Consider the following 21,269-nt stretch of genomic DNA (forward strand, 5'->3'; position numbering starts at 1 on the left):
GGTATCTATCACGCTTAACTTAAAAAAGTGAGAAGACGCTTATAATTGTGCGCTTCGCTTTAACATCACATTTACAACTCAGCTATCCTCTCTTCTTATTCCGTTCTCACTCGAACCGATGGGAACGCTGTACAAACGCATTGGTGCAGGGCTTTAACGACCTTTCGTTATTCATGGCCCTACACTGCTCATATGGAAATCGCCAACATTGGAGCGTTGTATGAAATTGAAAGCCCTGCTTAAAACCCTCTCTATCGCTACTGCTATCTCACTGGCCGGCACGAATGCCGCTACCGCTGCGGCAGATCGCGACTACATTCTTGCTACGGCATCAACAGGCGGCACGTATTACCCTGTCGGTGTTGCGCTGGCGACACTGAGTAAAGTGAAGCTCGAACCTAAGCACAAGTTTTCTCTGTCTGCTATCAGCTCTGCGGGCTCTGGTGAGAACGTAAAATTGCTTGGCGAGAACGAAGCGCAATTCGCTATCCTTCAAGGTTTGTATGGCGCATGGGCATGGAACGGTGAAGGTAAGTTGAAACAAGCCGGCGCGCAAAAAGAGCTGCGCTCCGTATCCATGCTTTGGCAGAACGTTGAACACTTTGTCATCTTGAGTGACATGGCTAAAACAGGCACCGTCGATGACTTGAAATCCATGAAGGACAAGAAGTTTTCCATCGGTAAGAAAAACTCGGGCACCGAAGGATCTGGCCGTCAGATAATGTCCGGCTTGGGCGTTGACCCAGACACCTTCAACCTTGCCTACCTTGGCTACGGTGCGAGTGCTGACGCACTGCAAAACGGCACCATTGACGGCATGAATATTCCTGCTGGTGTGCCTGTCAGTGCGGTAACACGCGCTTACGCGTCCATGGGCGACAAAATCCGCATCCTGAATTTCACCGACGAGCAAATGAAAGAAGCTAACGGTGGCTACAACCTGTGGACGCGCTTTGTGATTGATGCCAACACCTACCCAGGTCAAACCGAAGCGGTAAACACCATCGCACAACCCAACTTCCTTGCGGCGCGTAGCGACCTCAACGAAGAAGATGTTTATCTGCTGACCAAAACCATTTACGAAAACCTCGCGTTCTTGAACGGCATTCACAAGGCAACCAAAGCCATGTCTCTTCAAAAAGCGATTGATGGTTTGCCAGTACCACTGCACCCGGGTGCTGCGCGTTACTACAAAGAACAAGGCATTGAGATCCCTGCACACTTGATAGCGGACTAACACTCATTCGCTTCGTTACATTGAAGGCAAGTTAAAGCGCTGACATCGCACTGTCAGCGCTTTCTTCATCAGGACATCGTGCAGCAATCGCACGTTAGAAGGAAACATGACAAATCATTCGCCTGACGGAACAAAGGCTTCTTCAGACACCGATAACGCCCTGTCTCAATTTGAATTGACACAACGAACAGACTTTCCTTTGCTTACCCGCATCGTCACCGTTATCGGTATCTTGCTTTCCCTTGTTCATATTTGGTTCAACACTCTCGCAACACTCTCAGAGTTGTGGGTGTCCTCCGCACACTTCGCAGGCTTTGCGGTGATGGTCGCGTTGACCTACCCCGCTGCCGCCAAATTGCGAAAGAGCAAGGTCGCGCTATCCATCGATATTGGCATCGCTATTGCCGCGGTTGCATGCTTTGTTTACATCATATTCGGAGAGGATGCGCTGTATGAGCGTGGCGTTAAATTCGTCACCTCAGATTGGGTCTTCTCGATCATCGCGATCCTCATTGCGATCGAGCTCATTCGACGCACCATGGGCTGGTTCATTCCTTGTCTAATACTCGTCGCATTAACCTATGTCGTGTGGTGGGGAAGCTGGATCGACGGCATTTTCTCCTTCCCTGGCCTTTCTGCAGAAACCATGCTTTATCGTGCCTTTTACAGCTCTGAAGGCATGTTTGGCCCTATCTCCCGAATATCATGGAGCTATGTCTTCATGTTTATTCTGTTTGGTGCGTTCTTGGTGAAATCCGGTGCAGGCGATTACATCATCAATGTATCGCGTGCTGCCGCGGGCAAAATCATTGGCGGACCCGGTTTTGTGGCAGTCCTCGGTTCAGGCTTAATGGGGTCGGTATCAGGTTCCAGTGTGGCGAATACCGTATCAACCGGTGTGATTACCATCCCTCTCATGAAGAAAGCAGGCTTCCCACCACGATTTGCCGCAGGTGTTGAAGCGGCTGCATCCACGGGCGGGCAACTCATGCCGCCCGTTATGGGGGCAGGCGCCTTCATCATGGCGTCGTATACGCAAATTCCTTATGTGGAAATCATTGCCGTGTCATTCGCGCCGGCGTTGATTTACTTCTTGTCAGTGGCTTTTTTCGTTCGCATCGAAGCAAAACGTTCTGGCGTTCATCATGTCGAAACGGAAACCCAATCCATGCTTTCCGTGCTCGCCTCGGGTTGGCATTACCTCATCCCGTTGGCGGTGCTTGTTACCTTGCTGGTCATGGACTTTACGCCAACGTACGCAGCGGGCATTTCTATCATTTCTGTCGTTGTTGCCTCATGGCTATCTCCGAATCGCATGGGTGTGGCTGACATTTTTGATGCGCTGGCACAAGGCGCGCGCAACATGGCAACCACGGCGGTATTGCTGACCGGCATTGGCCTTGTTGTGAATGTCATCAGTACAACAGGGATCGGGAATACCTTCTCTTTGATGATCAACGATTGGGCAAGCGGCAGCTTGTTTATGATGCTGGTTTTGGTCGCCGTTGCTTCGTTGATATTGGGGATGGGCTTACCTGTAACGGCAAGTTATATCGTTCTCGGTACCCTTTCCGCTCCCGCAATTTATGGGCTGATTGCCGAGCAGCAACTTCTCGAACTTCTCACCACGGGACAGCTGCCGGAGGAAGCGAAAACCATCTTCATGTTGATCGCTCCCGAACAACTCGCTGCACTGGGCGCGCCAATGTCATTTGAGAGCGCCATTGCGCTTGTGGGTTTGGTACCCGACGATTTCAAAGCCACCTTGCTTGAACAGAGCTTAGGCCCTGTCACCGTCGGTCTGGCTTTGCTATCCGCGCATTTGATCATTTTCTGGCTATCGCAAGACAGTAACGTCACACCGCCAGTGTGTTTAACCGCCTTTGCGGCGGCAACCATCGCGAAGACGCCGCCAATGGCAACGGGCTTTACGGCTTGGAAGATAGCAAAAGGCTTGTACATTGTGCCGCTATTGATGGCTTACACGCCATTGGTGTCAGGAGATTTCCAGCAAGTGCTCGTGGTGACCGGATTTTCCATTTTAGGCACATGGTCATTGATCGCGTGTTTGGAAGGTTATTTAGAGGGGCCGATTAACATTGCCCTTCGTGCTGTAGCCGCCGGATTGGCAACCGCCATGATGTGGCCGGGTTTGGACGTGACCTTCCGTGTCGTTGGCGCTGCGTTGTTTATCGCACTGCTTATTTACAGCCGAAAGCAATCACCTGTTGCGATGGCATAAGTTTTGTTTACCGGAAAACAAAACTGATAAAGCTAAAAAAGCGCCTTTACGGCGCTTTTCTTTTTCAGTGTTTCGAACCTCAGACGCTTATTCTTCGCCTTCTGACTTGGGTTTAATGCCTGACACGGGAGGCGGTTCGATATTCAGCACAAAACTGTCCATCAAGCCTACCATGCGACCAATTTCTGGTTTGGTGATCGTGTCATTCGCACCGAGTTCAATCGCTTTACGGCGGTTATCATCACTCATTAATGACGAGAACATCACGATGGGAATCGTTTTGTATTCTTCAATTTCGCGAAGACGTTTCACCAAGTGCATACCGTCCATCTTCGGCATTTCCACATCGGTAACAATACCGTCGACGAACTCTGAAATCGGCAGGTTTTCTTCGCTACACAAGCGAACAAACTCGGTAAGAGAATCTAACGCCTGCCCACCGTCTTTGGCTGTAATGACATTGTACCCCGCAGAGCGCAGCGTATTTTCAATCAAGCGACGTATGAAGGCGGAGTCATCCACCACCATAATGGTTTTCGCTTCACGCTTCGCCACCATGGCATCATCAATGACAACACGTTTGTCTTTGGTGACATCGTATTTTTCCATACTCAATTCAGGATTGATGTCTGCAATGACTTTCTCGAAGTCGAGGATCATGATGAGGTTGGTGTTCTGTCGAACAACCGCCACCACACAATCTTGCTCTGATGCCTCTAGGAACTGGGATGGCGACTCCACCTCTTCCCAAGAAATGCGGTGTATACGACTCACGGTATCCACTAAAAAGCCGTTCGCCATTCGGTTAAAATCGGTCACGATAACGACTTTGTTTTCGAGATCGTTCTCGGTAGGCACACCCAACCAACTGGCGAGATCGACCAGAGGAATGAGTTTTCCTCGCAACGAAAACACACCAAGCACATTGGGTTGCGCGTTGGGGTAATCCGTTGTGTCTGGCACGCGTATAACTTCTCTAACTTTCGCTACGTTAATGCCGTAATAACAAATTTTCTTGGAACCGTCTGGCTGTTTCTTTAGCAAGCTAAACTCGATAATTTCGAGCTCGTTGGTTCCACTCTCTGTCAAGATTGAACTTTTTGGTTCTGTACTCATGCCAAATCTCGATGGGTTTATGAAGCGGAAATGAAAAAATGCACTTTTACAGCATAGTCACGATCTATAAACAAATGCCTCATTAATCGAATTTTATCGCGCCCCATCTCAAATCAACACGAATTGCTCAGTCTACTTTTAAGGCTTGTTGCTCAATCAATGCATTGATAATCGCGCTGGTTTCCGCGCCCGCAGCAAGGTTCAAACCCGAGCTAGAGATGTCCATGTGTTGCAATACAATGTCTTGCTGCTGGTTGCCAGAGATAAGCGCTAACGCGATAGTGCCTTGGGCATCCACAGTCGCTTCATCAACGTAAGGCAGTAAATCGTTCACATCAGGATTAACGCCTAAGTCTGGGAGTAAGCCACTGATGTCTAACACATCCTCTCCCAATGAAAAATCTGTGACGGTGTCACTACTTACAGGAGTGCTTAGCGATGATTCCAGCCAAGTAAACACGTCACTTCCCGCTCCCCCCGTCAAGATATCGTTGCCCGTGCCCGCTTGAAGCGTGTCATTGCCATCGAATCCAAACAGACTTTGGCCTCCCGCTTGCGCAGACAGCATGTCATCGGCAGCGCTTCCCATCGTGTCGCCTAGGTACAAACTGCCGTTATTCACTACCGCGGCTAACAATGCAGACTGAGAAAGCCCTGATGACGCGCTTCCGACTAGCGCATCCAGATCCACGCCAGAAAACACAATGTGCTGAACCTCATTCCCGCCGTTAATGATGCTTAATTGCGCATCACCGTTTGATTCGGACAATGACAAAGATTGTGCGAGTGCATCGAAGCTCGCGAGTTGCGCCACATCAACCGCAGCACTCAAATCAATGACATCGAGATTCGGCTCGAAATCCATGATGGTATCTGTAGAAGGCGCAGTGCTTGAGCCCAGATCGGACGCCGTCCATACGAAGCGATCTTTGGCACTATCACCGCTTCCACTCTGATCGCCGCCCCACAGCGTATCGTTTCCTTGTCCACCCGTTAAAATGTCTTCGCCCAAGCCACCAATCAAGGTGTCGTTTTTCGCGCCCCCCTCTAACGTCGCGGCTTCCGAGCCTGATACAACAATGTTTTCGGCAGACGCATCTTGCGCAGCAAGTGCACCTTGGCTTGGGTTGCTGAAGGAAATGTTGAGATCAATGGCAGACGATTCTGCACGCTCAGCGTCTGTCGAAGAAATAGCCACGACCTGTACGGTTGTCGATTGCACTGTATTCCCAGTGACATGAAGCTGTGCAAGTTCTGAAGGCGTGAGCGTTAGAACACCACCAACCGGCCCCGTGCCAATCGCGACGCCTTGTGAATTAACAAACGTCATATCGTTAGGAATACCACGAATTTCCACACTCAGGGTTTCAGCCGCATCGGTCAGTGCTGCCACCAAGCCCAGAAGTGGAATGATCGCTGCGGTCGCACCACCCACAGATGCAGATTGTGCATTGTTCAACACCAAGGTGGGTGCATCAGGTTTTGGCGTGACGTTCACCATGAACGTATCAGCGTCCGTGTGTTCTCCGCCCGTTCCTGTGTTGCCATTGTCGTTAACAGACACGGTTAACGTGTCTTCACCAGCGAAGTTCAGATCCCCGGTATACAAAACCCCACCACTGCCGGATTCCCCCAGCAATGCATTGATGGCATCCAACGCGCCTTCCAGCTTGAGGGTTGCCGTTCCTGCGCCGGTGATCGTTATGCCTGTGGTATCGGCAGAGGTTGGAATGGACAAGACACCGTCCACTGCGGCGATTTCAACGGTTATCGAGTGACCACTGCTTTCATTGGCATCGATGTCTTTAACGCGAATCGATTCAATCAAGAGAGGCGTGTCTTCATCGACCGTTAATGCCGTCGCAGGCACTGTCAGTTCAGGGGAGTCATTAACAGGTGACACCGTCACATCTATCGTTTGATTCACCCATAGCGTGCTTTCCGCTTCTACGCCGTTATCGACAGCGCGAATAGACACAGACAACTGCCCATCCCAATTGAGTTCGTTAGCATCTCCCGGTGTGAAAAGTAACGATGACAATGCCGTTTGATTGGCAATAATGATCCAGCTTCCATCGGGCTGTTTGACCGCACTGCTGCCAGGTGCCACATCGCTTGGTAAATTCAGCGTGGCCGAATCCGGCACATTGGTGACAACAATTTTTATCGTCTCTGCAGGGTTTTCAGAAATCGCGCTGATTCCGCCGTTGTAACTTTGTGATTTGTCTATTACCTGAATATCGAGCGGCAGCGTGATGGTTTCATCTTCCGCCCCTTCGACAGACGTGGTGATGTCTGTATCAACGCCATCGCCAATGGGGTTAACTTGAATATCAACGGACGTAGAATGGGCTTCTGGCGAGGACAAGGTTGCCTCGTCAGTGTAAACAACGAGCCCGACATTGAAGGTGCCGCTAAAGTTATTCGGCGGGATCACCACGATATCGCTGAAATCAATGGTCGTGCTGTTCGCGGGAACACTGATTGTCCATTCTCCGCCCCCGCTGTTTTGCACTAAGTGACTGCCAAGCGTTGATACTTGAAAATCATCTGGTAAGCCAGTAAGTTTGACGGAGACGATGTGCTCAGACCCATCCAGATCGGTGAGTTTTGCTTCTAATCCTGTCAACCGAATGCCGCCGGTTTCGTCTTCGTTACCTTCAATCGGAGACGTATTACCAGAAAAGTCGACGGGATCATGCACAGCAACCACATTGAACGAGACTTGATTGGTCACTTCCTGCGTTGAAGTGGCATCGGGTAAACCAGCGTCATCGTTTTGAGCCGTGTCTGTCACCGTCGTTTTCACGGACACCGTCACCGGGCCACTGTAATTCTCAGCAGGCTTGAAATAGAGAGAAGAGAGTTCAGCTTCCGTCACGGTAATGCTTTGTGCGCCATTTAAACCGTTTTCATCCACAAACTGCCCCATGTCACTGTCTACGGTCAGGACAATCTGTGTAACGGTTTCTACGCCTTGTTTAATGTCGGTATCCGGATCGTCCAATACCGTCGTAAACGCCAGTTTTACAATCCCATCTTCGAACGCTTTTCCGGCAATAGGCACCACATCGGCGGGATCGGTAACGGGTTGTTTGTCTGCCCCTAACCCATCCGTTTCCAGCACAGTAACGTTGACAGACACACCATCAACTTCTGGCGCGACAACCACGGTCAAGCTGTCGTCAGTTTCTTTTGTATTACCGCTCACGGTGTCCGTCGTTACCCATTTTATAGGAATCACGAAATCCCCTGCGAAATGCGTCGGCAGCCCTAACCCTATGCTCGAAAGATCGTATTCGCCGCCACTTCCCACGGTGACTTTCGCCACGTATTCACTGGTTTCGTAATTAAACTCCATGCCTGTCACAGACACATTAGCGGGTAAGTCACCGGCTTTGATGATCAAACTGAGTTCATCATCCGCTGCGTCTGCACTGTCGATAACGATACGCCCGTTCAACTGAGTGCCCAAATCAACACTGGTGTCTTCAACTCCAGTGATGTTTTGTACATCCACTAAGGTCACGGCACCGGCTTCTTGGATGTTGTCCGTTGAACCGGTGAAGTTAAGCGTAAGTACAACGGGCGCTTGTTCATCAATGGCGCTCACATCGCCTTCATTGTTGTCGCCTTGGTCTTGCACTTCTGCAACCACTTTAATAAAAACAGGCTCACTCACGGGGTTCGACGTGGATATTTCCAGTTGCGCTAATCCACTTTTCGGCACCGTCCAACTGCCATCACCATTATTAATGCCGCCTTCAATGAAGAAATTATCGAAGAAGGCTTGGTCTGGCGGATCGAACGCGGTACCTGCCGCATCTTTCACAATGGAAATCACCACCGAATCGATCACTTCCTCACTCGAACCGTCGGTGTTGATACCTTCATCCGTGACAAACGCTAAGCGTTGATCTGAGGCAGACAGTGAAATCGTCCCTGTTCCGTTGTCACTCACCGTGGTCACTGGCGCATCACTGCCATTAAGGAGTGCGATGGTGCCATCTTCAACCACAGCGCGGATCACGACATCAAGATCACCCGTGATAACTTTTGAATCAATCACAGAGGAATCAGCGTCCGTTTGTTGCACCGTCAGCGCGACGCTCAGCCCCAGATCACGGTCAGCATCCGAGTTGTCTGGTGCGTTGAGCAGTACGTTACTGCCACCGTTTAATGCCGCGACTTGTGCATTGGTCAACACGACCTCACCATTCACAAAGGTTAACGGCGTGGTCTCGCCCTGAATCGTCAAGGTGTATCCAGCAGCAATGGCTGATGCCGACATGTTGAATGCGATTGCGATAATGGATTCGTTGTTATCCGTGAATCCTTGGTCGGTAGAAGGACGCCAATTTATGGCAATGTTCGCATCTTCGTTGCCTTGTGACCCCAAGGTGAAATCCGACGCATCAATGCTTGGCTCAATGTGCACGACCACTTCTTTACGCACTGTCAGCGTGTCACCATCGTCTTCCGTGACCACGATGATCACGTCCAAAGTGATGTCTTCTGTGCTCCCTAGAGGAGGAACCAACTCAACGTCTTCTAAGCCATCTACCTTAGCCTGATACTGAGGTTCACCTTGCGCATCCACCCCGGCATAAACCAGGTTTATTTCCTGCTCATTGCTATCGTAAAGCGTCACACCGGATGGGATATTGGTGACCAGTGTGGTTAACGTTTCAGAGTTATCTCCCGCGAGTGCTTTACCGTCTTCACCCGATTTGATTTGGAACGACAGTGATACCGAACCGTCTTCTTTAATCGTGGTTTCGATGCCAGTTTCTATGCCGCTTTCAATAATGGGTGTCCACACATTGCCTGTGTCAGCCGTGATAACCGGTTCGTCGGCGACACCTTTCACCGCAATATTTAGCACTTTTGATGCTGTTTCGCTGATGGAAGTGACACTCGACGCCACGCCAGCGGCATTCGTGATCGTTACGGTGTCTTTCACCACACCTCGAACGTTAATGGAAAAGTTGCCGTTGGCTTCAGGTGGCGGCAAGAAGGTTAAACCTGGCACTTCCGTATAAGCGATTTCGTAAACACCGTTGATGTCTGTCACCTCAGAACCGTCAGCCAGTAATAAGGTCGCGCCTTCTGGGATGTCTGAAATCCACACATACAACGCTTCCGAGCCATCCATATCCGCAGAATCCGTCAGACTGATAAGCGGGGCGAGATCGATGGCGGTATCTTCCAAACCGGTTGCACGATTGACTTTCAAGGTGGTGGTATCAGCCACCGGATCAACGGCCACGGTGATGGTTCTCGCGTCTGAGTCTGCCGTTTGTTGACCCGATACAAAGGGCGAAGATTCTTTACTCTGCGCAATCACAGACAAGGTAATGTCGCCCGCAAAGTGCTCATTCGGTTTTACCACGATGTTATTGATATCGGCTGCAGCAATTTCATACTGGCCATTCACGGGCGACAATGTTTGCCCATTGAGCAACAAGGTTCCCTCGCCGCTCTGTAAGGTGACGAAATACTGAAGCGTTTCAGAGTTGTCCGCATCTTGCAGATCGGCGACAAGATTCAAGGTAGCGCCGTCGCTGTCTTCTGCAATGCTGTAAAACAGCACGGAGTCCGCGTCATTCCATTGCGGCGTATCCGCGATGCCATCAACAGTGATGGTGAACGTTTGATCGGCAAGTTGTCGCTGATTGCCTTGGTTGTCTTCTACAAACCCTGTCACGGTAAACGACGGCACACCACTGGCGGCCGAGTAATCTTGGTCAGGCACGAAGGTGACGTTTTGCAGCGTCCACAATTCATTTTGATCATCGGGAGAAAACAGCGCGCCGTCTAGCCTGACTTGACCGCCTGAGATAGGAATCGCCGTGCCGTTTGCGTAAAACGTGCCATGAGCGTCATTCGGCAAGGTAATGAGTACATGGTCAACATGTTCACCTTGGTCGCTGTCCCCCACATCAACCGTGATGCTGACCTCGATGCCATTTTCAGGATTCAGCACGTTTTCATCATTCGGATCTTGGTCTCGACCTTGATCTTCAATGCCACTCGTATTCACCACAATCAATTGCGGTTCATTATCCACCACCACAATTTGGGTGGTGCCAACAACGATGTCGCCGTCTCCATCCAGGATCTCGTAGCTAAAACTCTCTTCAATCCGGCTTTCCGTCGTCCCCAAATGGTCAATGTCTGGGTTCGCGATAAACTGAACGTTACCGCTACTTTGAATAACCAAAATCCCTAATGCTTGTCCACCCACACCTTCGGTGACGGTAAAACGGTTGTTTACCCCTTGAACCAACTCATGCTGCTCGCCATTGATGGTGACAGATTTGATCACGGCATCGTCTGCCCCTCGGTTTCGGCTGGGCAAAATGGTGACGCGAGAAGAAGACTCACCTTCTTCGGTGACTAAACTACCGCCGCCAACACCTACGCCATCCGTTTCAAGTGAGAACGGCACATCATCCACAACATTGACGAGAATATTTTTCGCCTCACTGACATCACCATCGGCATCCGTCACGCGAATAGGCAGTTGCACAGACACGGTATCTTTGCCTTGAACCGAGTGATCAAGCGCACCGGTCAAGGTAAAGGTGTAAACGCCTTGGCTACTCAAGGTCACCGTAAACACAGGGCGTGTGCCTGCGTATCCGGTATACACTTTCGAGTCGCCCGATTGGACAGGCTCCGACAACGTCACCGCGACACCATGAGAGGTAATCGTGTTATTCGCAGCAAATAAGTCTACGTCTAGCGCATAGTCAGTGACAGTGTCACTTCCACTATCCACAACCAATTTGCCGCGTGCCGTATCGCCATCAGTCCCGGTACCGCCCGGGGTTGTGCCCGCACGGTTTGCGTTTGAACCGCTGCCATTCGCGTTAATATCGCTTTCTTCAACCGTTAACGCTGGCGCGCTCGCGATAACAGGCGGCACACCGTCAATAATGTTCACACGCACGTCAATGGGCGCAGCCAACACATCTCCATCGCTGTCTTTCGCCTGAACGGGGATCTGGATTTGAATCTGATCACCGTCTATCACGACAATGCCAGTCGTGTTTGCATTGTCGAGATGATCAATGGGCATCGAAATTTTTACAGATGCTGTTACCGCTAAACCCAGGCCTCCAACCGATTGGTCAGCTCGAAAACTGATCACTATGGCTTCATTGCCATTCACTGTGCCCGTGAGTGTTGCACTGGCATCGTCATAGATGAAACTAAGTGCCTGCCCTGCACTGGTGAGGCTCGCATTCAGGGCGGTGAGCACATCAGATACCGCATCGGCGGCGATGCCAATACTGCTTGGTAACAACCTGTCGGTTACCGCGCCGATATTAAATTGGGTTGATGACGAATCGGGATACCCCGTATCAGCACCTTCAGGGGTCAAATCTGGCTCATCCACAGAAACAACAATATCTTCAGACGGTGTAACCAAAGGATCCACATCGTTGAGCGTGATGGTGAATTCTCCGTTAGCAGTATCACCATCAGTGTCTGTCACTTTTACGCCAATCGGCAGTTCAATGGTGTCTGAAGGTTGATCGATGGGTAACGCTTGAGTGACCGAATAGGTCCCCGTGGGTTTGTTAACACTGTCGACATCGAGCGATATGGTCAGGACATTTGCGCCGTTATTCGGCGCAGACGGGTCGTCAATCACTACGCGAATTTCATCGGTTACACTTGAGAGCGGATCGGGTTCAACACGTGTTTGATAACCGTTACTGGTGAGCGCATCTAAGGCGGCTTCTAACCCGGAGGGAATCGTAAAGACGATACTTTCAATCGCATCAGACCCTTGTGTTAACCCCAAGCTGATACTTTCTTTTTGATTAACCAAATCCGTTTTGGGATCTGAAATATCAACGTCAACAGGGTTCACGCTTGGTGGCGCACCATCTCGCACCACCACGTCGAAATCACTGGTATCGAAATCACCATCCACGTCTGTTACGCGCACACCGAGTGGTAAGGTCACGGAGTCTGATTGGTCGAGGGCTTCAGATAACACCACTTTGTATCGCCCCGTTTCAGGTAGCAATGTCACCGTAAGCACAGTGATGACGGTGCCATCTGCAGCGGTATACCCCAAGGTTATCGGGTCAGACGACCCATTAATTTCCATGCCAGCCGGAATCAACGCCAAGGCATTGCCATTGCTGGTCAACGACTCGAGTTGTGTCGTCAATGAAGGGGAAACATTCCATACAATGGATTCAATGCGATCACTCCCCACCACAACTCCTAGGGTAGTTGTCACTTCAGAAGGCTGAGCATTGAATGCAGGATCTGTGACGTCGGAATCTGACGCTTGAATGGTGGGCGTTAACCCATCAATCACAGAATATGAAACGTTGATCGGCGCATCGAGCAAGTCACCATCAGAATCACGCGCTTGCAGTTGAACGTCGATGACAAAGGTTTCAACTGTCCTTCCCTGCCCATCGACGGTTTGAATGAATTTAACCCACTGATTAGCGCTATAAGTAGATCCATTTTCATGGTCTAACGGTTCAGAAAGCGTCCAATTAGAAGAAATTGCAATGCCCTTCCCGTCAGCGGCTTGGGACGAGGTCAGCGTTAATGTCGCGACAACAGAACCGTCAGGCTTAACACCGTTTAACACTATGGTACCTGACGGTGATCCTGATGCGATGGAGAACGTCAGCCCCTCTCCATCGGAACTGAGCGTATTAAGTTCACTCACCAGCCCCGGCACACCCCGCTCTTCATTGAAATTGGAAATGAAGAGCGTATCGGGCAGTAATCTGTCGGCCGCAGCATCAAGCGTAATTTCTCCCACAGCCGGCACATCAGGTGTGCCCGGGATGTTTTCTTCAATGCCAAAGTCGCCGGAAACAATTGCCGCCGAACCGGAGGCATTGTCGCCGTCTTCCAATGAGACAGTGAACGCGCCTTGCACCGTGTCGCCATCTTTATCGGTCACATCGACAGTGACGGGAACAAGAATATTGTCTTTGTCGTCGGTATTATCCAACGCCGCGTTTTGCGTCACGACATACGCATAAGCTCCGTCTGATTGTGGTACGAGAGTCAAAGAAAACACGGTAACAGAGGGGTCTGACGCCAAGGTCACCGTGATTGCATTGTCGGTGATGGTGTATTGGGTAGATTCACCATTACTGGTGATTGTCTCAAGCACACTGGCCAACGCGGGTGTTGCGCTAAATCGCACGTTTGCGAGCGCATCACTGTTAATATCAATATTGAGTGGGATGGGCTCTGATACGTACTCGAGTTCATTTTCATTGTGGACATGGCTGTTTGGATTTACTGACGGGTCGCTGCCATCAATGATGGCAACGTTCATCTCTATCGCTTCCCGCAACGCATTTCCACTCGCATCAAGCGCCTGAATCGGCAATGAAAACAGGATGGCATCCCCGACCACACGCACCAAGCCTGTTCCATCATCGGCAATATGATCGAGCGGTTGATACAAAGTAATAGAGGCATTGAGGGTGGCATCTCTTCCTGATGGCTCACCCGATAAAGCAAGGGTAAGCACGGCTTCACCGTTAACGCTTCCCGTCAGGGTTTTACCGTCATCGCTAATGGCATACGTCACCGCATTGCCGTCACTCTTCGTTTCAGACGCGAGTTCAGCAAGCAGTGATGATAGCCCTAGGGTGTCGAATACAAAGCTGTTTGGGTCAATGGGCAAAGAGCCAGAAGCAACGAGCAGTGAGGCATCGACCGTAACCGGGTATCCGTCGCTTGCATTCAACGCATCAAGATCACCTTCCGTGATTGACAGCCCAAACGACTCGCCACCAGACGCAGGAATGATTGCGACATCATCATCAACCGTCGTGACAGTTTCAGGTGAATAGCTGGTCGAAAAACCTGCCTCAGCTAATACACTGGTGAAGTTATATTCGATGATGGCAAAGCCACTAATGGATGAACTCAGCACACCACCAGCGGCTGGCGGTTCGAATTCATCGGTTGGATCACCCCCCGCCAAAATGGCAGCCTGCAAGGCACTGATATCATCATTCAGTAAGGTAACTGCCTGAGAGGACTCTCTAAAATCAAAATTCTCCGCCAATGCAATCGCTTCAATTTCATCTTCGTTAATACGAATGCAGGTTGCACAAGGCTCATTGACGCGCACAGGAATGCCATTTTTCATCACGACGTATTCGGCGTTTGGCCTCGCGACAATCGTGTCGCCAATTAATACACCGTTAGCAAACGGGACAGGCTCTGCGACACCGTCTCTGATGACATAAAGCTGACCACCAATGACAGTGAGCTGCGCATCGTAGGTTAACGCCGCAGACGGTGTTTGAATCTGTTCATTAGATTGCTCCCTTTTGCCCTCGCCATTACCGAACACTTCGCCAGCCATACGCTCTTCTCCTCACTTTTCTTAATCAAAAAGCTAAAGCGTGTGAGTAGCCTCAAGCCAAATTGATTTTGTTAGAAATGGGTAGAAAAAGGAGTGAATGCGAAAAAGGCAGCACCGATGAAAATTGTCAGCCAGACAAACGAAACAAAACGCATATATACCCCTCAGGAGTCAGTTTGGTCGCTTTTATCTTGTCTCGACCTGTCTCATTTACGATAGCGGAGCGATATAAACCACTTTAGGGGTGTCATTAGGGGTTTAACTTGCCCTATTTTTACATGGGCGCGAGCAAATACGTGATTTCTCGCGGTTTATAGGGATGAACGCCCTGTTGAAAACGTGAAAAAAAGACCATTTTGGCAGGTCTTCTAGACAACATATCCTGCGTTCATTCATGTAAAAAACGAACAGATTTATCGTTTAACGTAGTATCAAAACGCTTTGAGGGAGCATTCATGAAACCGTTCTATACCCGAAAGAGACAGCGATTCTCGCAGACGAATACTGGTACAACTTGCTTTAAATCGGAATTTAACCCAAAAAACCAACAAGTTAAAAAAATGACTTCACTTACCGAAAGCATACAATCAAAAGTGAGCATTATGATGCTCGCGGCAACAGTTTCTGTGTACATTCCATCAGTGGCTGCCCAGTCGCTTGAGCAAGCTGTAGCAGAGACACTGTCTCAAAATCCAGTCATTCGAGAAGCGTATAACCAATTCAAGAGTCAAGAAGAGCAAATTGATGCATCACAAGGCGGTTATTTGCCATCTGTCGATTTAGAAGCCGGCATCGGTTATTCCGACTATGACAACGACAGTAACCAAGGCCACTACAAACCCAGAGATGTTCGCATCAGTTTGCGCCAACTTATTTGGGATGGAGCAATTACCTACAACGACATCAAACGCACTAAGTCAGAAGCCGAAGCGCAGCGTTTCCAACTTCTTTCTGAGGCGCAAGACACAGCGCTGAGCGTGGCCGAGGTTTACCTGAATGTGTTAAAAGCCGAATCTATTATGGATTTGTCGGTGAAAAACCTTGAAACCCATGAGCGCATCTACAAAGACATTAAACGCCGCACGGACTCAGGCATCAGTTCAACGGCAGACCTTTCTCAAGTAGAAGGCCGTTTGGCCCAAGCTCACACTAACCTTCTCGCTGCGCGCAGTAACCTCGATGACGAAACCACCGAGTTTGAACGTGTAGTCGGTCGAAGCCCTACTGCCTTGGTAAAACCAGAAGTCGATGCGCTTTTTATTCCACAATCTCTGGTTGATGCCCTCGCAGCAGCAAAAGAAAACAACCCTGTTGTTCATGTTGCAAGTAACGATGTTGAAGCTGCGCGTTATCAATACGAGCAGGCAAAAGGTGATTTCTACCCTACGTTCACCATTGAAGCTTCACAAGAATGGGGCGAAGAGTTAGACGGCTCACCTGGCGACACTGACGAGTTCCAAGCCATGCTTCGCATGCGCTACAACCTGTTCAGTGGCGGTACAGATGCGGCAGAAGCTCGCAGCGCTGCCTATCAAATCAACAAGGCGAAGAACATTCGCAACAATGCGCACCGCATGTTGAATGAAAGTACACGCCTAGCGTGGACAGCGAAAGAACTGTCTGAGAAGCAAACAACCTTCTTACAACAACATGTTGATGCCTCGGCGAAAACACTGACGGCGTATGAGAAGCAATACCTGATTGGTCGACGCACCCTGCTTGACCTACTCAACACTGAAAATGAACTGTTCGACGCGCGCCGCTCATACCTCGATGCGCACTTCGAAGGCATTCTCGCTCGCTACCGTGTATTAAACGCGACGGGGTTGCTGCTCTCTGAACTGCGTGTAGATACACCAGAAGAATGGCAAACCTCGGTCTATGACGATCAAGGAGACAGTCAATGAAGAACGCAGTAAGGTTGGGAACAACCAAGTTCACACTGACACTTTCAACCTTTGTACTACTAGGCACGTTCGGCCTCGCCGGATGTTCCACGACAGTTTCAAACCCGCCCGTGGCTGATCAAACGGCCAGCCTGTTAGATGATGACAAAGACGGCGTGATCAACGCCCGTGATTTGTGCACCACGACGGCATTAGGCGCGGAAGTGAACAATGATGGATGTGCGGAAATCGTCGCGCTCAATGCGATGAATGAATTGCACATCTTGTTCGCAAATAACTCTTCTGTCATTCCACCAAGCTTTAATGGTGAAGTCCGTCAACTGGCGACCTTCATGAAAACCTTCCCAGCAACCCGTGTTGAGCTAAAAGGCTATGCAAGCCCAACGGGGTCAGATGCACACAACATTGCGCTGTCGCAAGCGCGTGCGGGCTCTGTGAGAGATGCGCTGACACGACAAGGTATTCAAAAAAGTCGTATAAAGATCATTGGCTACGGTGAAAGCGACCCTGTGATTGCAGATTCAGCATCGCGTACAGAAATCTTAAGCCGTCGAGTGACGGCAGGTGTGAAAGCGACAGAAGAAAGTGTCGTGATGGAATGGACTATCTACACGTCCAAATAACCGTTCTACATCACTACAAAAAGCAACGAAAAAAAGGGACTGATTTAATCAGTCCCTTTTCTTTTGTATTTATACGAAATAACGCGCTTTTTTAAACCGAACGAGAAAAACCAACATTGAACAGCGCCGAATCATTGCGTCTGCACATCATGCTTGCGAGCACAACACAGAACGCATCAATACCACCTGCCCGTCACCTGCCCCGGTATTTCCATCAAGTCGCTATTTTTAGGGCTGATCGCGACACAGGCACGCGCAGACGACAGCCATTACGCAAAGACGATGGTTTGGCGGCTCAATGGAAAATGATGGGATCAATCGTCCCTTGATTGGTTGGCAGTGCCAACAACAACCAAAAATCGAGCTCTGTCTCTGTGCATTGGTCTGGCGCAACGCGGATGACACCTTTACAGCGTTTACCGCCAGGTTGCTCTAATTTCGCACCTGGACGCCGCAGCGCTTCCTTCAAGCACTCTTCCCCAACAACGAACTGAAGGCCGTCTTCATCGATGATGCTGAACAGGCGTTCATGTTGATAAAAGTACACGCGCTGGTTGTCGATTTCTTCGCGAATTCCGGATATACCGATCAGTGCGTTTCGCACTGACTCAGAAAGGTGTTTGTCAGTCACAGCGTTCTCTCTATTTTTCTCGTTTAGCCAAATATAGAGAAACAACGCTCGCAAATAATCATCGATGATTCATATTCCATCTAAAACCGTAAAAAAGGCTGACATATCCACCAAGTGTCTAATAGCGCTAACTAATAATTATTCAGATCAAGCCGACAAACGTAGTAAACAAGCGGTTTAAACCTACAGAAACGCCAAAAACTCATACTTCACTAAGGCTGTGGACTGACGATACTTCTCCATAGAGTAGGGATTTAGTGCTTGATCCGGCACACAATTCGATTTGTCTTAACCTTGCTTTTGTCTCGTTTGCGCTAAGCTTCTAGTAAATAAGAATCATCTCTTTAAAGTTAAACAGATAGAGGTGTATTCAATTGAATAACCTCGAAATATGTCACCAAGGAAGGAGATTACACAACCAAAATACCACGTGCGACGCTCACCAATTCACCAACATTGAAGGAGAGGCGACATGAAAGGGCTAATTTGGTTTAGGAATGATTTAAGGCTGGGTGATAACCCTGCTTTAGTGACGCTGACACGGCGTTGTGAAAAAGCCATTATGCTTTTTGTCATCGATCCAGAGTGGTTTCGTCCTACCCACTTTCAATCAAAACATATGGGACGTTTCCGCGAAGAATTCCTTTATCAGTCGTTGCGTTCGCTCGAATGCGAACTCAAGAAACGGAAGCAACGGCTGGTCGTAAAAGTCGGTAACCCACTCGAGATCATTCCTGATATTTGCCAGCGCCATGGCATTGACCTCGTTACCGTGACGGATCATCCCGGCGTTAACGAACAACAACAAGTCGCGTACCTTAAACGCGTGCTGCCGAGCGAAGTGAGTGTCAGCGAAAGCTTTACGCTCTATTTGCAAAACCAAATCAATTTTACCAAAGACAATTTCCCAAAAACCTTCACCCAGTTTCGACGTCATGTCGATCATCAAAACCTGTTGCCATGCATTCCTATTAGCGCACCTGAGTCCTTACCAAGCGCGCTGGACGAGCGTAGAGACTTTTGGGACGGACAGGAGTTTGTGTACGATTTGACGCCATACCACGGGGGTGAAGATTCTGGCTCTTTACAGTTAAACCAGTTTTTCTGGAAAACACAGGGATTAAAACACTACAAAGACACACGCAACTGCTTGGACGGATGGCGCTTCTCATCGCGTCTTTCAGCGTGGTTAGCGAACGGTTCGTTGTCAGCCCGTATGGTGGCGGCAGAACTTGATAACTATGAATATCGCCATGGGCGCGACGAATCTACCCGTACCATTTTAGCGGAGCTCCTGTGGCGTGAATATTACCAATGGATGATGCATGTTCAAGGCCCAAGAATGTTTGCTTTTGACGGCCTCAAACAAAAGCGCCCTCTCACCAGCTTCTACAGTGAAAAATTTAAAGCATGGGAACAAGGCACGACGGAATTCCCTATTGTGAATGCCTGCATGCGGCAGCTCAATCAAACAGGTTGGATGTCGAATCGTGGCCGTCATATTGCGGCAAGTTGCTTGGTGAACGAATTGGGTGTCGATTGGCGATTTGGTGCGGCTTACTTTGAACAACAACTCATCGACTTTGATGTGTCGTCCAACTATGGCAATTGGCAGGTCGTTGCAGGCGTTGATGCAGACCCCGATGGACACCCTCACTTTGATGTGAACACGTTAGCAAAAGAATACGACCCTGAGGGCGTGTTTGTTGATAAATGGGCAGAAGCGACGTCACCTGAAAGCTTACTGAAATACTGACACGCACATAGCAACCATAAACTGAAGGGCGATGAATATGCATTCATCGCCCTTTTCTTATTTCGCTCCAGCCTCATTAATCACTGTGAGACGAAGAAGACAGTGGCGTCTATCTACGCCAGAATATCGAGTATCCGATTGCTCACGCGCTTGGCATAAATCAGCGCCGTGTGGGTCAGAGGAAAGGTTTCATGGCTCGTCATGCCTTTAATCTCTGTTTCTTTGAGTAAAACGGTGCCATCAGAGGCTTCACCTTGCTCTGCATTGAGCAACACCCTTGCTGGGCCAATAGGCATGTCACCCGCAATACTGTATAGCTCTGCCCCTTTCGGCCATGTTGGCGTTTCTTTTGGCAAGAGGTATTCACTGGCAGATTGAAACATCCAGTCGCCAATACCCACCTCTTTAAAGTATTCCGCAATTTTTGAGCCTTGGTGCGGCGTCCCCAAGGTGATGACGGTTTTAACGAAGTGACTCATTTCGCTGTCTGCTTCCATGTAAGCGCGGGTTATCACGCCCCCCATGGAATGAGCAACGATCGCGGTGATATCACCATCAATAAATGCATCCATTTCCCCGAACAGGGTTTGGGTATCAGGTGAAATGGTGTTGTAAGACAAATTAAGCACTTCGTGCCCCGCTTCTTTTAAGCGGTTGCACAAAGGGATCATGGCAATGCCATGCATATATAAGCCGTGAAGCAGGATAATTTTCATCGGTTCATCCTTCTGTTTTTCTTTAGACAATCAGACACAATGCTGTTGTCACTCTCCTTCACTCTTCAACGACAAAAACACCTGATAGTGAATAAGCCATTGTCGCAGCAATTAAAAAATTTGTAGCTAGGCAGCCGTCACAGTTACACACACACCGAAAAAAGAACCTCGTCGTGCTTGCCTATTTATTCGAGCTCGGTGTATCGCATTTAATACACCAAAACAGGTGACCCGATGAGTATCTTTATCGTGATGCTTAATCGTCACGCGCACGATACCCAAACAACCTTTCAACCCTTCATCTTCAGGTTGTTTGAGGACATTTAACTAAGGAGCCAACCCATGAAAAATCGCAATCTCGCTATTCTCGCAACGGTATTTTCAATATTGCCTTTTTCTACCCTCGCAGATGACGAAGCAAGCGTGGCTGAAATGACTGCCGAAGAACGTGTTGAAGAAATCAAAGCCGTCGTGAATAACGTTGAAACAGATGTTGATATGATGGCGAAAGAAGCAGAAGTGCAATCCGAACAAGCCATGAAAGAAGCCAAAGACGGCGCAGATTCAGCGTTGGTCGACACCAAAGCGACTGCGAGCAAAATGGAACAGGCTGCGGAAGCGAAAGTGGATGACGTGATAGATACTACCACCAGCCAATGAATG

The 21,269-nt window shown here is 49.4% G+C and carries 10 protein-coding genes; 6 read left to right on the forward strand and 4 right to left on the reverse strand.

The features are described from left to right. The first annotated feature begins 220 nt into the window (after positions 1-220). Together EQP46_RS06420 and EQP46_RS06425 are read left to right on the forward strand one after the other, a co-directional pair. A complete protein-coding gene (locus tag EQP46_RS06420; RefSeq protein WP_129492852.1) occupies positions 221-1,237 on the forward strand; it encodes a TAXI family TRAP transporter solute-binding subunit in 1,017 nt (338 codons plus the stop codon). A gap of 106 nt (positions 1,238-1,343) precedes the next feature. Next, entirely contained in the window at positions 1,344-3,479 is a 2,136-nt protein-coding gene (locus EQP46_RS06425) for a TRAP transporter permease (protein ID WP_129492853.1), read from the forward strand. Positions 3,480-3,566: 87 nt separating this feature from the next. On the opposite strand, the gene EQP46_RS06430 is transcribed toward EQP46_RS06425, so the two are convergent. Together EQP46_RS06430 and EQP46_RS06435 are read right to left on the reverse strand one after the other, a co-directional pair. Next, complete coding sequence (locus EQP46_RS06430; RefSeq protein ID WP_129492854.1) at positions 3,567-4,595, reverse strand: chemotaxis protein CheV; 1,029 nt, start codon at positions 4,593-4,595, stop codon at positions 3,567-3,569. Positions 4,596-4,722: 127 nt separating this feature from the next. Beyond that, the gene (locus EQP46_RS06435) at positions 4,723-14,973 is read right to left on the reverse strand and encodes a retention module-containing protein (RefSeq protein ID WP_129492855.1); all 10,251 of its coding nucleotides are present in this window, start codon (positions 14,971-14,973) and stop codon (positions 4,723-4,725) included. A 602-nt stretch (positions 14,974-15,575) separates the two neighbouring features. Between EQP46_RS06435 and EQP46_RS06440 the strand changes: the two genes are divergently transcribed. Both EQP46_RS06440 and EQP46_RS06445 read left to right on the forward strand, forming a co-directional pair. Beyond that, entirely contained in the window at positions 15,576-16,880 is a 1,305-nt protein-coding gene (locus tag EQP46_RS06440; protein WP_240671676.1) for a TolC family outer membrane protein, read from the forward strand. Next, positions 16,877-17,503, forward strand: a complete 627-nt coding sequence (locus EQP46_RS06445) for an OmpA family protein (protein ID WP_129492857.1) — start codon at positions 16,877-16,879, stop codon at positions 17,501-17,503. The genes EQP46_RS06440 and EQP46_RS06445 overlap by 4 nt, the downstream gene beginning before the upstream one ends. Positions 17,504-17,798: 295 nt before the next feature. Here EQP46_RS06445 and EQP46_RS06450 read toward each other — a convergent pair whose 3' ends face one another. After that, positions 17,799-18,134 (reverse strand): hypothetical protein, encoded by a 336-nt coding sequence (locus EQP46_RS06450; protein WP_102316415.1) that lies wholly within the window; start codon positions 18,132-18,134, stop codon positions 17,799-17,801. A 472-nt stretch (positions 18,135-18,606) separates the two neighbouring features. Here EQP46_RS06450 and EQP46_RS06455 point away from each other — a divergent pair, with 472 nt between their 5' ends. Continuing rightward, a complete protein-coding gene (locus EQP46_RS06455; protein ID WP_129492858.1) occupies positions 18,607-19,890 on the forward strand; it encodes a DASH family cryptochrome in 1,284 nt (427 codons plus the stop codon). A 113-nt stretch (positions 19,891-20,003) separates the two neighbouring features. Here the strand turns inward: EQP46_RS06455 and EQP46_RS06460 are convergent, their stop codons facing one another. Beyond that, positions 20,004-20,606, reverse strand: coding sequence for a PGAP1-like alpha/beta domain-containing protein (locus tag EQP46_RS06460; RefSeq protein WP_129492859.1), 603 nt, complete (start codon positions 20,604-20,606; stop codon positions 20,004-20,006). 342 nt (positions 20,607-20,948) lie between these two features. Between EQP46_RS06460 and EQP46_RS06465 the strand changes: the two genes are divergently transcribed. After that, positions 20,949-21,266 (forward strand): hypothetical protein, encoded by a 318-nt coding sequence (locus tag EQP46_RS06465; RefSeq protein WP_129492860.1) that lies wholly within the window; start codon positions 20,949-20,951, stop codon positions 21,264-21,266. Positions 21,267-21,269 lie beyond the last annotated feature (3 nt).

Origin of the sequence: Enterovibrio baiacu (assembly GCF_004120195.1) — a bacterium.
In the GTDB taxonomy this organism is placed as follows: Bacteria; Pseudomonadota; Gammaproteobacteria; order Enterobacterales; family Vibrionaceae; genus Enterovibrio; species Enterovibrio baiacui.

Bases quoted from the DNA above. Each gene is read 5' to 3' on its own strand.
- EQP46_RS06465 (WP_129492860.1), top strand. From the start codon at position 20,949: ATGAAAAATCGCAATCTCGCTATTCTCGCAACGGTATTTTCAATATTG.
- EQP46_RS06425 (WP_129492853.1), top strand. From the start codon at position 1,344: ATGACAAATCATTCGCCTGACGGAACAAAGGCTTCTTCAGACACCGAT.
- EQP46_RS06440 (WP_240671676.1), top strand. From the start codon at position 15,576: ATGATGCTCGCGGCAACAGTTTCTGTGTACATTCCATCAGTGGCTGCC.
- EQP46_RS06455 (WP_129492858.1), top strand. From the start codon at position 18,607: ATGAAAGGGCTAATTTGGTTTAGGAATGATTTAAGGCTGGGTGATAAC.
- EQP46_RS06435 (WP_129492855.1), bottom strand. From the start codon at position 14,973: ATGGCTGGCGAAGTGTTCGGTAATGGCGAGGGCAAAAGGGAGCAATCT.
- EQP46_RS06445 (WP_129492857.1), top strand. From the start codon at position 16,877: ATGAAGAACGCAGTAAGGTTGGGAACAACCAAGTTCACACTGACACTT.
- EQP46_RS06420 (WP_129492852.1), top strand. From the start codon at position 221: ATGAAATTGAAAGCCCTGCTTAAAACCCTCTCTATCGCTACTGCTATC.
- EQP46_RS06430 (WP_129492854.1), bottom strand. From the start codon at position 4,595: ATGAGTACAGAACCAAAAAGTTCAATCTTGACAGAGAGTGGAACCAAC.
- EQP46_RS06460 (WP_129492859.1), bottom strand. From the start codon at position 20,606: ATGAAAATTATCCTGCTTCACGGCTTATATATGCATGGCATTGCCATG.